Annotated in this window: 13 protein-coding genes and 1 tRNA gene; 7 read left to right on the top strand and 7 right to left on the bottom strand. The window is 48.5% G+C overall.

Annotated features, from left to right (window positions below; all coding sequences use genetic code 11):
- Nucleotides 1-56: 56 nt before the first annotated feature.
- Nucleotides 57-755 (bottom strand): purine-nucleoside phosphorylase, encoded by a 699-nt coding sequence (locus tag BWI97_RS18475; RefSeq protein WP_369826606.1) that lies wholly within the window; start codon nt 753-755, stop codon nt 57-59.
- A 141-nt stretch (nt 756-896) separates the two neighbouring features.
- Between BWI97_RS18475 and BWI97_RS18480 the strand changes: the two genes are divergently transcribed.
- A complete protein-coding gene (locus BWI97_RS18480) occupies nt 897-1,862 on the top strand; it encodes a DNA/RNA non-specific endonuclease (protein ID WP_102202287.1) in 966 nt (321 codons plus the stop codon).
- 64 nt (nt 1,863-1,926) lie between these two features.
- Here the strand turns inward: BWI97_RS18480 and BWI97_RS18485 are convergent, their stop codons facing one another.
- Nucleotides 1,927-3,189: an asparagine synthetase B gene (locus tag BWI97_RS18485; protein ID WP_102202288.1), complete on the bottom strand. Its 1,263-nt coding sequence runs from the start codon at nt 3,187-3,189 to the stop codon at nt 1,927-1,929.
- Nucleotides 3,190-3,408: 219 nt separating this feature from the next.
- On the opposite strand from BWI97_RS18485, the gene BWI97_RS18490 reads away from it, so the two are divergent.
- Entirely contained in the window at nt 3,409-4,647 is a 1,239-nt protein-coding gene (locus tag BWI97_RS18490; protein WP_102202289.1) for an ABC transporter permease, read from the top strand.
- A 135-nt stretch (nt 4,648-4,782) separates the two neighbouring features.
- Nucleotides 4,783-4,866 (top strand) — tRNA-Leu (locus BWI97_RS18495).
- 154 nt (nt 4,867-5,020) lie between these two features.
- Here BWI97_RS18495 and BWI97_RS18500 read toward each other — a convergent pair.
- On the bottom strand, nt 5,021-5,830 hold the full coding sequence (locus BWI97_RS18500; protein ID WP_233207905.1) for a DNA/RNA non-specific endonuclease: 810 nt from the start codon (nt 5,828-5,830) through the stop codon (nt 5,021-5,023).
- A 1,063-nt stretch (nt 5,831-6,893) separates the two neighbouring features.
- Between BWI97_RS18500 and BWI97_RS18505 the strand changes: the two genes are divergently transcribed.
- On the top strand, nt 6,894-8,120 hold the full coding sequence (locus BWI97_RS18505) for a serine hydrolase (protein ID WP_102202291.1): 1,227 nt from the start codon (nt 6,894-6,896) through the stop codon (nt 8,118-8,120).
- Between the two features lie 39 nt (nt 8,121-8,159).
- Here the strand turns inward: BWI97_RS18505 and BWI97_RS18510 are convergent, their stop codons facing one another.
- Nucleotides 8,160-8,831, bottom strand: a complete 672-nt coding sequence (locus BWI97_RS18510; RefSeq protein WP_102202292.1) for a DUF3431 domain-containing protein — start codon at nt 8,829-8,831, stop codon at nt 8,160-8,162.
- Nucleotides 8,832-8,916: 85 nt separating this feature from the next.
- Between BWI97_RS18510 and BWI97_RS18515 the strand changes: the two genes are divergently transcribed.
- Together BWI97_RS18515 and BWI97_RS18520 are read left to right on the top strand one after the other, a co-directional pair.
- Nucleotides 8,917-9,285, top strand: a complete 369-nt coding sequence (locus BWI97_RS18515) for a hypothetical protein (protein ID WP_102202293.1) — start codon at nt 8,917-8,919, stop codon at nt 9,283-9,285.
- Nucleotides 9,286-9,501: 216 nt separating this feature from the next.
- On the top strand, nt 9,502-9,726 hold the full coding sequence (locus tag BWI97_RS18520; protein ID WP_094812976.1) for a hypothetical protein: 225 nt from the start codon (nt 9,502-9,504) through the stop codon (nt 9,724-9,726).
- Between the two features lie 73 nt (nt 9,727-9,799).
- Here BWI97_RS18520 and xylA read toward each other — a convergent pair whose 3' ends face one another.
- Nucleotides 9,800-11,131: a xylose isomerase gene (gene xylA / locus BWI97_RS18525; RefSeq protein WP_094812981.1), complete on the bottom strand. Its 1,332-nt coding sequence runs from the start codon at nt 11,129-11,131 to the stop codon at nt 9,800-9,802.
- Nucleotides 11,132-11,200: 69 nt separating this feature from the next.
- Nucleotides 11,201-12,688 (bottom strand): FGGY-family carbohydrate kinase, encoded by a 1,488-nt coding sequence (locus BWI97_RS18530; protein WP_102202294.1) that lies wholly within the window; start codon nt 12,686-12,688, stop codon nt 11,201-11,203.
- A 320-nt stretch (nt 12,689-13,008) separates the two neighbouring features.
- Between BWI97_RS18530 and BWI97_RS18535 the strand changes: the two genes are divergently transcribed.
- Nucleotides 13,009-13,989, top strand: a complete 981-nt coding sequence (locus BWI97_RS18535; protein WP_102202295.1) for an SPFH domain-containing protein — start codon at nt 13,009-13,011, stop codon at nt 13,987-13,989.
- A 75-nt stretch (nt 13,990-14,064) separates the two neighbouring features.
- Here BWI97_RS18535 and BWI97_RS18540 read toward each other — a convergent pair.
- On the bottom strand, nt 14,065-14,410 hold a 346-nt coding region (locus BWI97_RS18540), incomplete at its 5' end, for an IS3 family transposase (RefSeq protein WP_146010971.1).

Consider the following 14,410-nt stretch of genomic DNA (forward strand, 5'->3'; position numbering starts at 1 on the left):
CAGTATTTCGGAGAGTTTAGCTTCTTTCAACGTTTCCGGAATACACAAATMCGTAATTACGAGCAGGCGAATACCCGCAGGCCCATCTGCCGGGCCACCAGTACTTCGGGTACGGTACTCATGCCCACGGCGTCCGACCCCAGTTGACGCAACAGACGATACTCGGCTTTGCTTTCGAGTTGCGGTCCCTGTACGCTGGTGTAGACGCCCGTATGCGGCGGCAGACCCAGTTCTTCGAGAATCGTTTTCGCCTGCTGAATCCACGCGGCATCGTAAGGAGCACTCATATCCGGGAAACGGGGACCGAACTCCGGTGGGTTGAAGCCCCGCAACGGACTCTCGGGTAGAAACAGAGCAACGTGGTCGTCGATGATCATCAGATCGCTGGTACGGAAGGCCGGGTTCAAGCCACCCGCCGCATTGGAAACGAACAAATGCCGAATGCCCAGGGCGTGCATTACCCGAACTGGAAAGGTCACCTGCTGCATGGAATATCCTTCGTAGTAGTGAAAGCGTCCCTGTAAACAAATGACTGACTGGCCCGCCAGCGTACCCAATAAAAGCTTACCCGAATGCGACTCGACAGTGGATAAAGGAAAGTGCGGAATCTGATCATAAGGGATCGCTCCCAGAATCTGTACTTCACTGGCCAAATGACCCAGACCCGTGCCTAAAATGATTCCTATCGTAGGTTGAAAATCAGGGAATTGATTGCGGATGGCCTGACTGGCCTCCTGAATGGCTTCGAGCGTCATAGAATGGAGTAAAGGGTTTCTGCGAAGATAGTACGAGGCCTGACTAAAAAAACTTGCCCGCATTTTATCTCTTATTTTTACTCGAACCCCATAAAATCAACTCATCTTTGCGTCGTTTTTAATTACACTTTTTACCCATTCATGATGCCACGTACCAGAGGGATGCGTAATAATCGCCTTGTTTTTCTTTTGTTTTTAATCGGAATCGGTCTGGTTCTGAGGTATTGTAATAAGCCGCATCCGCTGGAAATGATCAAGGCGGATTTATACGAGCTGGTCGGTATCAAGAAACCCAGACGTTCTTCTACGGCTGAGTCAAACGAAGAAAGAGCCGATCGTCGGAAACGCTCGTCGGATGAGTCGTATGATTCAGAAGCCAGCGACAGTCAGGAGAATACGGGTTCGGCTTCTACTTCTTTGGGAAGCCTGGAGGATTACCTGCCCGCTTACGACAAAAACGCCCAGATCATTCGCCGGAGAGGATACATTCTTGACTACGAGGAACCATACGAGCAAGCGGCGTGGGTGGTTCATTTTCTGTTGAATAAGAAAGGAAATGCCCGCCGGGCGGATAGTTTTCAGCCCGATCCGCTGGTAGAAACGAAAACGGCTTTACCAAACGATTACACCAATACGGGTTACGATCGCGGGCACCTGGCTCCGGCGGGTGATTTCAACTACGATCAAAAGCTGAAAAATGAAAGCTTCTACATGAGTAATATGTCGCCGCAGGCCCATGATTTCAATACGGGCATCTGGAGCCATATCGAGCAACGGGTACGCAGCTGGACCAAAAAACGCGGAGATCTGGTCATTGTAACGGGACCCGTACTACGCAAAGGATTGCCGACTATTGGCAAGAGTACCGACATCGCCGTACCCGAATATTACTACAAGCTCATTTATGACCCCAATCGACAGGAAGCTATTGCGTTTCTGATCGGGAATAAAGGTTGGGTAAATGTTAATATGCAGGATTTTACCACCTCTATTGATGAAGTGGAAAAGAAAACGGGGATCGATTTCTTCGCAAAATTACCCAAGGCACAACAGGCCAAATTCGAAGCCCAGCACGATGTGAAAGCCTGGTTTGGTCGGGAAAAATAGGAGGGAAGGAATGGAACAAAAAAAGGTACGGACTCGCATCCGTACCTTTTTTTGTGTCAGGCGACTAGGTTTTCATCTTTTTCTTCTTGGCTGCCGGGAACAGAATATTATTCAAAATGAGGCGATAGCCGGGTGAAGTCGGATGGAGGTTCAGGTCCGTGGGTTCTTCGCCCACTTCGTGCCGGTAATCTTCCGGATCGTGACCGCCGTAAAAGGTCCAGAAACCCTTGCCGTATGTACCGTGAATGTAGCGAGCTTCGCCAACCGAACGATTTTCACCCAGGACCTGTACTTCGGGTTTGATGAATTCTTTCTTGAAAGCCGTCGTCTGGCCCATGAATCCTTTGATGGTCGTTTCGTGGTTTTGCGTAAGCATGGTAGGTACGGCGTCCCATTTGGCGGAGAATTGAAACAACTGGAAGTAATCGTTCGATTCCATCAAACGCCGTTCATCGGGCTGACTGTCAATGGTCGAAAACTCAATCTGGTACGGGTCCAGGATCACTTTAAAATCCTTAAATGCGAACGTTTGAGAAAAATCCAGTTTCTGGTTGATGTTCGGATCCGCGGGCGTACCATCATAAAATGCATCCACAAAATCGACTCCATTAGCAGCCAGAGCCACATCGTAGGTATCCGTAGCGTTACACATGGCAAACATATAGCCCCCACCGGATACAAATTCCTGAATCTTTTTGGCAACGTTAAACTTTAGTTGAGGAATCGTTTGTAAGCCGTATTTGCTGGCGGTTTGCTGACCTTCCCGTTTCTGGGTTTGGTAGTAAGGATAGTTTCGGTGTTGCCAGAATTTGCCCATCTGGCCCGTAAAGTCTTCGTGGTGCAGGTGTAGCCAGTCGTAGGTCGGCAATTTTCCGCTCATGACCTCGTCGTCGTAGACCGTCTCGTAAGGAATTTCGGCATACGTCAGTACCAGTGTTACGGCGTCGTCCCAGGGCTGACTAACCTTTGGACTATATACGGCAATTTTTGGGGCTTTCTGGAGCTTCACCACGTCCATATTGACGTCGGGTTGCTGCAATTCCTGCCGGATCTGCTGGGCTTGTCCGTCCGAAATGACTTCGTAGGAAATGCCCCGAATGACCAGTTCATTCTGAAATTTCTGATTTTCGGGAAATAGGAAACTGCCGCCCCGGTAGTTTAGAAGCCACTCTACTTCCGTTTCGTAGTTTTTCAGAACCCAATAGGTCAGTCCATAGGCTTTCAGGTGATTTTTCTGGGACTCGTCCATCGGAATCAGGATTTGAGAGGCCCGTACTGAACCGCAAACCAGCAGGAAAAGGATAAACGGAAGGATTAGTCGTTTCATTGGTGCAGTAATTTTCAAAAACAGCCACGAACTTTGATCAGTAGTTTGAAAGTAACGTTAGGATCAGCCGTATTGATCTGTTTAGTGAAATTTTAATCGTCCAGTCTAGGATGATGCATGAACAGTTGAATCCTCAATTTAATCAATTTTTTCAGAATCAAAGTCGCTAAAATTGTGGACCAGTACGAGGAGCTTCAACGCGATTAGTACCCTTAATGCATGGATTTTCTTGAGAACATACGCGAAGGCCTGCGTTCGATCCGGACTAATTTGCTCCGGACCGTACTGACCTCGCTCATCATTGCCGTTGGAATCAGTAGTCTGGTAGGAATCCTGACGGCGATTGATGGCATCCAGAGTAGTATTGATAACAGCTTTGCCGGTTTGGGAGCGAACACGTTTGATATAACGGAGGGCGAAGAAATGGGCATTCGGATCGGTGGACGCCGTCGGAAAGTGTTTGGCCCCATCCTATACCGGGAAGCTCAGGAATACAAACAACGCTTTGGTTTTGGTGCCACGGTATCCCTGTCAACCATGGTTACGGGAACCGCCCAGATCAAGTACGAGAGCAAGAAGAGTAATCCAAACGTGTCGGTTACGGGCGTGGATGAAAATTTCTTTGCGGTGAAAAGTTACAAGATTCAGGACGGGCGTAATTTTTCGGCTAACGATATTTCCAATTCAACCAATGTAGCCATTCTGGGAGCAGAGATTGCCACGAATTTATTTGGGACGGCCAAGCCGGTCGGGAAGGAAATCAGTGTGCTGGGTTCGAAATTCAGGATTGTCGGTTTGCTGGAGCGAAAGGGTAATCTTACGGGTGGCGGGGACGATCGTCAGGTGTTCATTCCTATTGAAACGGCTCGTCAGCTGGCGGGTAATCGCAGTTTGTCGTTCGGCATCACCACCAGTGTACCCGGCCTGAACCGGGTGGAACTGCTCATGGACGAAGCCCGAGGCCTGATGCGACTCATCCGGAAAGATGCCATTACACAGGAGGAATCCTTTCAGGTTGAACGAGCCGATGCCGTATCCCAGAATTTCAAGGAAATTAACGAGCAACTGACCCTGGGCGGTCTTGGGATTGGCTTTATTACTTTGCTGGGTGCCAGTATTGCCCTGATGAACATTATGCTGGTGTCGGTTACCGAACGTACGCAGGAAATTGGTATACGCAAATCGCTGGGAGCGACGCCCAAACGCATTCGTCAGCAGTTTCTGATTGAAGCCATTGTCATCTGCGTACTGGGTGGACTGGCCGGACTGGTACTGGCTCTGGTCTTTGGTAACGTGGTTTCGCAGCTGATCAGTCAGGGTACCGCCAGTTTCATTGTGCCCTGGGGCTGGATGATCATTGGCATTATCGTCTGTGTGATCGTCGGTTTACTCTCCGGATTTTATCCCGCCTGGAAAGCCTCCCGCCTCGACCCGATTGAAGCCCTGCGATACGAATAAGGCCGAAGCTGTAAGCCATTTTAAACGTTTGGACGTCAGTTGGTTCCAAAAAAAGCAAAAAGTTTTCTCTGGAAAACTTGCCAAAGGGCCTTTTCAAGGTGTATACTTGCACTCCCAAACGCGAATACGCGAGTTGCCCAGATGGCGGAATCGGTAGACGCGATGGTCTCAAACACCATTGTCTTCACGGACATGCCGGTTCGACTCCGGCTCTGGGTACTGGTCATCCCTCTTAGTTGCTTGCTCGTCAGGTGGTTAAGAGGGATTTTTGCTTCTTCACTGAAAGGGTAATGCCCACTGGTATTACGAAGCGAAGTTACCCTACCTGCGTAATACCAATGAATTTGAATGAAATGATACGTTAACCTTAAATTCAAAAGGTTGGCGTATGATTTTCAATTCGGTCCTGGGTGGAACGGGGCAGAGCCGAAAAGAAATCAAGGCCCGTTAGTCCTTCCAGTTGCCGAACCGATAGCTGCCAGCGTCGCCAACCCGTACCGGCAACGTCCTGAGAATTGGGCATATCAACGGCAATCACTTCGACCGACTCCTTTTCCAGGCGACCGTAATCATTTTCGCCTTCGGGCATAATCAGAATCACTTTCCAGCAGCGACCAGGCACGCTTACTTTCCCTTTGGCAATCGTAGTGGCTGATCCGTTCGAGCCTTTACCACCTGCTCCATAGCCACCTGCGTAGAGGTAAGCCTCGTAACCTAATTTTACTTTGCTCCGACAATATTCCTCTAAATCATTCCAGACCCCCCGGTTCAAACTGGGGGCCTGAGGAATCATGTTCGACATAACAAACGTAGCGGAGTTAGCGGTTTGCGTAGCCGTTCGATCGCCTGATGGACACAGGTGGCCACGGTCGAATCCACTATTGGTGTAATCGGTAGGTTTGATCAGGGGAAAGTTACGGGGTAAATCCTCGTCGGGTCTGAAATCATCCTGACGATCGGCCGTACCTAAATCACTCTTTTGTAGATGCCAGCTTACCCACCGGGCTATTCCTTTGGCAGACTGGTAACAAACAACAAATGCCGGTTTGTACAGAAGATACTCCGAACTATCATTAGATAAATTCCCTGACTGTCGCGACGGAAGCCCCAGATAAGCTTGTAACGGAAGGGTCTGGTCACTCGTGGGTGCAACCAGAGGCTTTCTGCTACAGGAATCTGCCACTAGCAAAAGGGCAAAAAGTAGAGAATAAAGCGACGCTTTACTGACGGTTCGTAAGGGCGGAAACATATAAATTCAAGGATATATCAGACGGAATTTAAACACGAATATAAACGGATTTTATCGTTTAAATCCTGTGCCATACTTCAGTGTAAGTGATAAACTCAGGCCTGAACTGTGACCTGTCTACTTTTGTGGGCCTGCTTTGAATAAGTAGGAGCTTTTGAAGTACACAGTGACGACTCTCCTAAAAATTAAGGTTCATTTCGGATCAAATTAAACCTACTTTTCGTATAGTAATAATCGTTAATTTTGTGCTGTTTCAATTACAGAAAGCCTTCAGGGCAATCTCTAATCCTCAGGCAGGTAAAGTTCATAGCTAGAGCTTTCTCCATGAGTCAGGCTGATGAAGGAGATTGTTAAAATGACTAATGGAGTTCCTGTCCGAGGGGACAATGTGAGTAAGTAGTGTGTTTGTTTAGTACGAGTTTTTCTTATCCACCTACCTATATGTATCCCAATAAGGCTTTCTTTACAGCCATGGCAAAAGCCTTGTTTTGCCTTCGGTCGCTACGTTGACGGGAGGATTTAGATTAAACACATACTGGCAATAAAAGGGGATAACATTTATAGAAACGAAAGACCATCCTTCGAATAAAGTAAGCAAGAACACCGCTTGGGGTGAGCAGAATACAGAGCAAAAAGAGAGAGGAAAATGTTTGGAAAGAAAACTCCCAATACCTTACGATATCGGGAGCAAGTAGCCCAAAGCTACATGCCTTTTCTCACGAGTAGTGGCGGTCAATCGTGAAGCGTATGGCGGAACGCTTAATATGTTTCAAGTATAGAGCTTTTTTCTGGTTCTACAGTAAGGCAACCAGAAAAAAATTACGCAATGCTTGCAAATCAGGTTTTTTAACGCCCTTCTTTGGCTGGATAAAAACTCCTAAAAAGAGGATTAACTCCTCAGTGAACGGATTGATCTACGCTTTTCCAACGTTAATCTTAAAGCTACTAACACCGAAAGAAAGATGGGTAGTTTTGCCTGGAAAACATAACCAAGCGTATGCTTCGACTTCTATCCGCTTTATTCTGCCTGAGCCTGGGTTCTGTTTTTGCCCAGAAAAAGAAACCCTCCGAAGGACCCTATTTTCCGACGGCTCAACTTTGGGAACAGCGAACGCCCCAGGAACTGGGTCTGGATGCAGCCCGTATTCAGGAAGCCGTGGCATTTGCGAAAGCCAACGAGAGCAAAAATCCCCGGAGTATGGAGCAATCCCATTACCAAAGTTTCGGGAAAGAACCCTACGGCTTTGCGATTGGACCCTTTGCCGAACGGGGCGAACCTACCGGACTGATTATCTATAAAGGATACCTGATTGGAAACTGGGGCGAGCCGTTGCGGTGCGATATGACGCACAGCGTTACGAAAAGCTTCCTTTCTACCGTCGTTGGTTTGGCCGTTGATCAGGGGCTGATTCGTAGTGTACATGACACCGTAGCTCCTTACGTACCTCCCATTGAAGTGTATGGACAACCTCTGTTACGGCCCGCGGACGAACTGGGTCAACCGGAATTACTGCGGCCCTTTGATACGCCTCATAACCGTACGATTACCTGGGACCATCTGCTTCGGCAAACAAGTGATTGGGAAGGTACCCTCTGGGGCAAACCCGAATGGGCAGACCGTCCGGCCGCTCAGGCCTCCGAGTGGCTTAATCGGAAACGACACACGCCGGGCAGTGTCTACGAATACAATGATGTTCGGGTCAATGCATTGGCTCTGGCAGCGACGAGTGTGTGGCGTAAGCCCCTGCCGCAGGTACTAAAGACGGAGATCATGGATCCCATTGGTGCATCCAATACCTGGCGGTGGACGGGCTACCGAAACGCCTGGATCGTACTCGACGGTCAGCCCGTACAGTCCGTAAGCGGTGGCGGTCACTGGGGTGGGGGCATGTTCATCAACGCCTACGATATGGCCCGCTTCGGCTTACTGACCCTGCATAAGGGCCGCTGGAAGGATCGGCAGCTCCTCTCGGAAAACTGGGTAAGTCAAGCCCGCACGCCTACGACTGCTCAGCCTACCTACGGTTACATGAACTGGTTTCTGAATACGGCGGGTAAGTATCTGCCCAGTGCTCCGGTTTCGGCGTTCACGCATGTGGGTAACGGAACAAATATTATTTACGTTGATCCCGAACACGAACTAGTGGTAGTTGCCCGCTGGATTGATCAGAAAGCCCTGGATGGATTTATAAAGAAAGTACTGGAATCTTTTCCGAAGAAGTAAAAACAAACCCCGACAGACCCGGGTACTGCCGGGGTTTATTTATGAAATGAAGCCTTGATTTTTCATCGGTTTCAGATAAACCGTCTCCCTTCCCTGGAGTACATCTTCGGGAATTCCCTGAACGTCAAAGACTTTGCCCCAGCTTCGCTCGTAACAATGGGCCGCATCCGGGAAATGAATGGATACTTCCAGGGCATTCTGGTAAAAACTTTTCGGCTTTTGTTGAATAATTTCCCGATGAATGATGAACTGAGCCCCCAGTACGAAGGTGTATCGTTCCGGACCATCCGTACCTAATACTTTTTGGTGAAATCCTTTTAAGTCCAGCCCGCGACCATCCTCGTTTTTACTCCAGGTTTGAAAGAGTCGCCGGCCCTCCCAATCATCCGTATCAATCAGGTGTCCCAACCATTCGAAAGGTCGGATGGGTTCTGAATTACTGGCCAGTTTTCGGAGGGTCGCGTGAAAGTCGTAGGCGTGGTCAAAGGGCTTTCCCTGGCTAAAAACCGTGATTTCAGCCAAAGAATCGTATCGTTCAACGATATGATGCAGGTAGGTGTGAGCCTCTCGGCCTTCATTAGGCAAAAGAACCCCGGCAGGCTCCGGATGAGCTGAATCTTTGTGATACAGCGTTCGGTGAATGGCGGGCGGGATTTTTCGCAACCAGTTAAGATTTTCCTGGTAATGAGCAACTACTAATTCGTATAACATGCGGTAAAAATACGGCTACTGAAAAGGGGTGGCACTGCTTTTTTTAATTTACCAGTCATATCCATAACCACTAAACAATACAATCATGTTTAATCGCCATAATGAAAAACACGCGGGTACCAGCCTGGGCTCAGCGACTAGAGATACAAACTTAGTAAACAACCAAGGTTCTTCAGCCGAAGCAGGTCGTAATAGTACGATTACCCAACCCATCGAGAAACCAGTGGGTGGCCCATATGATCCAGAACAGGATGCCGACACCATTGAACGGAATACAGAAGAAACTACTGAAGAGCCTGCCTACGGCGAAGATGCTAATAAAACGCAAGCTTTCTTAAACGATGCGAATGCAACCCATGATCGGAGATACAAGGATCTGGAAGAACGTTATCCAGAAGACGACGAACTCGCTGGCGACCAAGCTCGCCCCGAACGTGACATTCCTTTAGTATAATCCGATTATAGAAAAGAGCCCGAATCACTCGGGCTCTTTTTTTGCACAGTGACCTGAGGAAAATTGAGTAGTGCCCAACAGAATCTGGAAAGATTGAGGTCTTAGTTCCATGAAAAGATACATTTTTTCATGGAAAAATGCTGTGGCATGAATGTTTGACAGTTACTATTGACGAGTAATCGTCTACTATGCAACAAAACCTCAATTATTTAAATCATGATGAATCAATCAAACTCGCAGCAGGGCAACCAACAAGGCGGCCAGCAGCAACAGGATCGCAACCAAGGCAACCAACAATCGCAACAGTCTGGACAATCCGGGGGCCGTCAACAAGGCATGGACCAGGAAAACCTGCAACAAGATGACATGACCCGTCGCCAGGGACAAAATCAAGATCAAAATCGGGACCGGGAACAAAGCCGCCAGTCCGATCAGGTATAAACCGTAGAATGAATTAACCTATACGAAAAAAGCCACCCGCAAAGGTGGCTTTTTTCGTATAGAAGATCGATCCTTACAGGATGTAACGATTAATCAGGTTCTCCAAGTATTCCTGACGGCCTGAACGAACTTCGGGCTCGCCCAGTTCGATCGCCAGATCACGCAGATCCGCCAGACCGAGTGTACCGTTTTCGAATTCCTTGCCTTTGCCAGAGTCGAAGCTAGCGTAGCGATCCGCACGAATCTGCTTGTACTCCGACGAAGTCAGGATCTGATCAGCAATGATCATGGCTTTGGCAAATACGTCCATGGCTCCGATGTGAGCGTAGAACAGATCAGCGGGGTCCGTAGAGTTCCGACGACGCTTGGCATCGAAGTTCACACCACCACCCTGTAATCCGCCGCCTTCCAGAATCACCAGCAAAGATTCCGTCAGTTCGTAAATATCGTTCGGGAATTGATCCGTATCCCAGCCGTTTTGGTAATCACCCCGGTTGGCATCGATGCTACCCAGCAGACCGGCGTCTACAGCCACCTGCAATTCGTGAGCGAAGGTATGACCGGCCAGCGTAGCGTGGTTTACTTCCAGGTTCAGTTTGAAATCGTCCATCAGACCGTACTGACGCAGGAATCCGATCACCGTAGCCGCATCGTAATCGTACTGGTGCTTGGTGGGTTCCATCGGCTTTGGCTCGATGAAGAACGTTCCTTTAAAGCCTTTGCTACGAGCATAATCTTTCGCTACGTGCAGGAAACGAGCCAGGTGTTCCTGCTCGCGTTTCATGTCCGTATTGAGCAGGGTCATGTATCCTTCACGACCACCCCAGAATACGTAGTTTTCACCACCCAGAGCAATCGTTGCGTCGATCGCTGCTTTCACCTGAGCACCACCGTGAGCCAATACCGCAAAATCAGGGTTAGTAGCGGCACCGTTCATATACCGAACGTGTGAGAACAGGTTGGCCGTACCCCAAAGCAACTTCGCACCTGACTGCTCCATTTTGGGTTTCACATAATCCACCCAGGCTTGCAGGCGAGCTTCGAATTCTTCAACATTGGGGGTGTAATCCGCTACGTCTACGTCGTGGAAGCAGAAGTAGGGCAGACCCAGTTTGGTAAGAAATTCAAAAGCAGCATCCGCTTTATCTTTCAGGCGTTGGATGGGGTCTGCTGCCTGATCCCAGGGGTGCAGGTGCGTAGCCGAGCCGAAGGGATCAGAACCGTCGCCACTGAGGGTATGCCAGTACGCCATGCCAAACTTGAAATGTTCTTTCAGCGTTTTTCCCGCCACAACGCGGTTTTCATCGTACCAACGGAATGCCAGTGGATTCATGGATTCCGGACCTTCGTACTTGATTTCCCCGATGCCCGGGAAATATTCCTTTTCGCCTAGTAAAACGGCCATTGTAAAAGCGTTTAAAAGTGAGTAATGAATGAGTGTATGGTTTCAATGCGGCGAATCATTCGCCAATAACTACTGCAAATATTTTTTCAATAGCGAAAGCCAGTTCGCGTAATATTCCTGATACTGGTCTGCCTGCGAGGCGTCCGGTTCTACTGTGGCGACTTTCGTTAAGCGACTGAAGGCTTCTTTGGGAGCCTGGAAATAGCCCAGACCAACGCCTGCTCCGAGAGCCGCACCTTTAGAACCATCAGTATCGTACAATTCCACGGGGGTTTGCGTAACGTTCACGAACGATTCCGTGAAGACATCACTCAGGAACATGTTGGCTTTACCCGCCCGTACTACCTTGGCCGGGCTACCCATGGTCGACATAATGTCCATACCGTATTTCAACGAAAAAGCAATACCTTCCTGTGCCGCCCGGAATACGTGACTCCGGGTATGGGTATTGAAATCCAGTCCGGAAATCGTGCTTGAAACCGTACGGTTTTCCAGTACGCGTTCGGCTCCGTTGCCAAACGGAAGCACCCGTACGCCCTGACTACCCGCCGGAACGGTAGCGGCCAGTTCGTTAAGCTGGCTGTAGGTTAGACCGGAGCCAAACTGATCGCGTACCCAGCGATTCAGAATGCCCGTACCGTTGATACACAGCAGAATACCCAATCGCGTCTGCTCATCCCGCTGGTGGTTGACGTGAGCGAAGGTATTAACGCGGTTCTGGGGATCGTATTTGACCTGATCGGTTACGGCGTATACCACGCCGGAAGTACCCGCCGTCGCGGCAAATTCACCGGGATCGAGCACGTTTAGTGAAAGGGCATTGTTCGGCTGATCCCCTGATTTGTACGTAACCGGAATACCTGCTTTCAGTCCCAGTAAATCGGCAATGGAGCTTTTTACTTCCCCGTGTACGGAAAACAAAGGATGTAATTCGGGCAAGATCGTTTTGGGAAAACCAAAGGCATCCAGTACATCTTCGGAAACCTGATTCGACTGGAAATCCCAGAAAATACCTTCCGATAACGCTGAGTTAGAGGTTGTAATGGAACCCGTCAACATCATCGCGATGTAATCGCCGGGCAGCATAATCTGGTAAATACTACCGTAGATTTTGGGTTCATTAGCTTTCACCCAGGCCAGCTTGGCCGCCGTAAAATTCCCGGGCGAGTTGAGCAAATGACTCAGGGCTTTTTCCGAGCCTATTTTTTGGAAGGCGGCTTCTCCGTAGGAAACGGCCCGGCTATCGCACCAGATGATGGAAGGCCGGAGTACCTGTTCGTTACGATCTACCACAACCAGCCCGTGCATCTGATAGGCAATACCGATGGCCCCGATGTCTTTCGGGTTATAAGCTCCCGTAGCATTGGCTTTCAGAATCGCCTGTTGAACGCAATTCCACCACATGGCCGGATCCTGTTCAGCAAAGCCCGGCTGGGGCGTAGAGATGGGATTTTCGAGATCCGGGTACGAAGCCGAAGCCACAACCTGCTGACTATCGGCGTCTACAACCGAGACTTTAATTGAAGAGGTACCTACGTCAATTCCTAGAAGAAGCATGTGTTAGCAGAGAAATATAATGCAAGATGTGTCAGATTGACAATATTGACAAATCTTCCAATGGAAAACCTTATTTTATTTCTTGGAAAATTGCAAAAAATACTAGTAAAATACTGAAAATCAGCGATATGTATTCGCATTAAATTCTTTATACAAGGCCGGGACTTCGTTAATGAAGTTTTAGAAAGAAAAGAAAATAAATCCATGAGGGAAGGATTTTACGAAATTAAAAAATCCGCAGAAATCACTTCCCGGGCTGGTGGAAAGCCTCAACTTTTAATAGCTTTGATTCACTGAGTTTAAACCTTCTTTTGTGCACTATGGGTATTTTTGATTTCATCCGAAATGAATTTATCAATGTCATTGAATGGGTCGACGATACGTCAGACACCATCATCTGGAAATTTCCTGACAAGGGCAATGACATTAAATATGGGGCTCAACTGACCGTACGCGAAAGTCAGGTAGCCATTTTCATGAATGAGGGTCAGATTGCCGACGTGTTCCAACCCGGACGACACGAGCTGACGACGGCCAACATGCCCATTCTGACGACACTGCGTTCCTGGAAATACGGCTTCGAATCGCCCTTTAAGGTGGACGTATACTTTGTGAACACGAAACAGTTTACTAACCTGAAGTGGGGTACGGCCAACCCGATCATCGTTCGTGATGCTGAATTCAAGCAGGTGCGGATTCGGGCTTTTGGTACGTATACGTTCCGGGTCAATGAAGCGAAAAAGTTTCTCAAGGAATTTTCCGGGACCAATCCGCAGGTACGGGTCGGCGATATTGAAGAACAGTTGCGTTCAGCGATCTTCTCCAAATTCTCCGATGCCATTGCCGAAGCCAATGTTTCGGTATTGGATCTAGCCCGTAACTATACCGAACTCGGTGAAAAGCTACTACCCTTACTGGGGAATGATTTCGATCAGTACGGTCTCCAGATTGTCAAGTTCTACATCGAAAACACGTCTTTACCACCTGAAGTAGAAGCCTTCCTCGACAAGACCACACAAATGAATATGGTCGGGGATATGGCCCGTTTCCAGCAGTTTCAGGCGGGGATGTCCATCGAAAAGGCGGCGGAAAACTCGGGAACGGCGGCCAGTATCGTGGGCATGAATCTGGGCGGTATGATGGCCGGAGCAGTAGCTCCTGCTTCACAGCCTGCCCAACCGGCTCAGTCGAAGGAAGACATTATGGGCTTACTCAAACAACTGGGCGACCTGAAAGCCGCAGGTATTTTAACGGAAGAGGAATTCACGGCTAAAAAAGCGGAATTGCTGGCAAAACTGTAAGGACTCCATTCAGGTGTAATCAATAAAAAAGCCCCGAAAGATCATTCTGGACTAGCCCCCAAAAGTTGGACGGATTTAGAATTTGTTTGGAAAGTAATGAGCTCGATATTCGATCGGGCTCATTGCTTTTAAATTAAGCTTAATTCGGTCGGTATTATAATAGGTAATATAGTTTGCAATATCTTTCTTAAGCTCTTGGATAGATTCATAGGTATTGAGATAAAAAAGTTCGGACTTTAAGGTGCCAAAAAAGTTTTCCATGACGGCATTATCTAGGCAGTTACCCTTTCTGGACATACTCTGGGTGATCCCCTGCTGTTTCAACCAAGCCTGATACGCTTGCATCTGATATTGCCACCCCTGGTCTGAATGAATCATTAAGTTTTTGCCTACTTGTTTCTGTGCTTTTTTGTAGCATGTT

It is taken from the genome of Siphonobacter sp. BAB-5405 (assembly GCF_002872335.1).
In the GTDB taxonomy this organism is placed as follows: domain Bacteria; phylum Bacteroidota; class Bacteroidia; order Cytophagales; family Spirosomataceae; genus Siphonobacter.

What these genes read in the sequence shown, in the direction of transcription:
- BWI97_RS18475 (WP_369826606.1), bottom strand. Translation starts at nt 755, where the DNA reads ATGACGCTCGAAGCCATTCAGGAGGCCAGTCAGGCCATCCGCAATCAA.
- BWI97_RS18480 (WP_102202287.1), top strand. Translation starts at nt 897, where the DNA reads ATGATGCCACGTACCAGAGGGATGCGTAATAATCGCCTTGTTTTTCTT.
- BWI97_RS18485 (WP_102202288.1), bottom strand. Translation starts at nt 3,189, where the DNA reads ATGAAACGACTAATCCTTCCGTTTATCCTTTTCCTGCTGGTTTGCGGT.
- BWI97_RS18490 (WP_102202289.1), top strand. Translation starts at nt 3,409, where the DNA reads ATGGATTTTCTTGAGAACATACGCGAAGGCCTGCGTTCGATCCGGACT.
- BWI97_RS18505 (WP_102202291.1), top strand. Translation starts at nt 6,894, where the DNA reads ATGCTTCGACTTCTATCCGCTTTATTCTGCCTGAGCCTGGGTTCTGTT.
- BWI97_RS18510 (WP_102202292.1), bottom strand. Translation starts at nt 8,831, where the DNA reads ATGTTATACGAATTAGTAGTTGCTCATTACCAGGAAAATCTTAACTGG.
- BWI97_RS18515 (WP_102202293.1), top strand. Translation starts at nt 8,917, where the DNA reads ATGTTTAATCGCCATAATGAAAAACACGCGGGTACCAGCCTGGGCTCA.
- BWI97_RS18520 (WP_094812976.1), top strand. Translation starts at nt 9,502, where the DNA reads ATGATGAATCAATCAAACTCGCAGCAGGGCAACCAACAAGGCGGCCAG.
- xylA (WP_094812981.1), bottom strand. Translation starts at nt 11,131, where the DNA reads ATGGCCGTTTTACTAGGCGAAAAGGAATATTTCCCGGGCATCGGGGAA.
- BWI97_RS18530 (WP_102202294.1), bottom strand. Translation starts at nt 12,688, where the DNA reads ATGCTTCTTCTAGGAATTGACGTAGGTACCTCTTCAATTAAAGTCTCG.
- BWI97_RS18535 (WP_102202295.1), top strand. Translation starts at nt 13,009, where the DNA reads ATGGGTATTTTTGATTTCATCCGAAATGAATTTATCAATGTCATTGAA.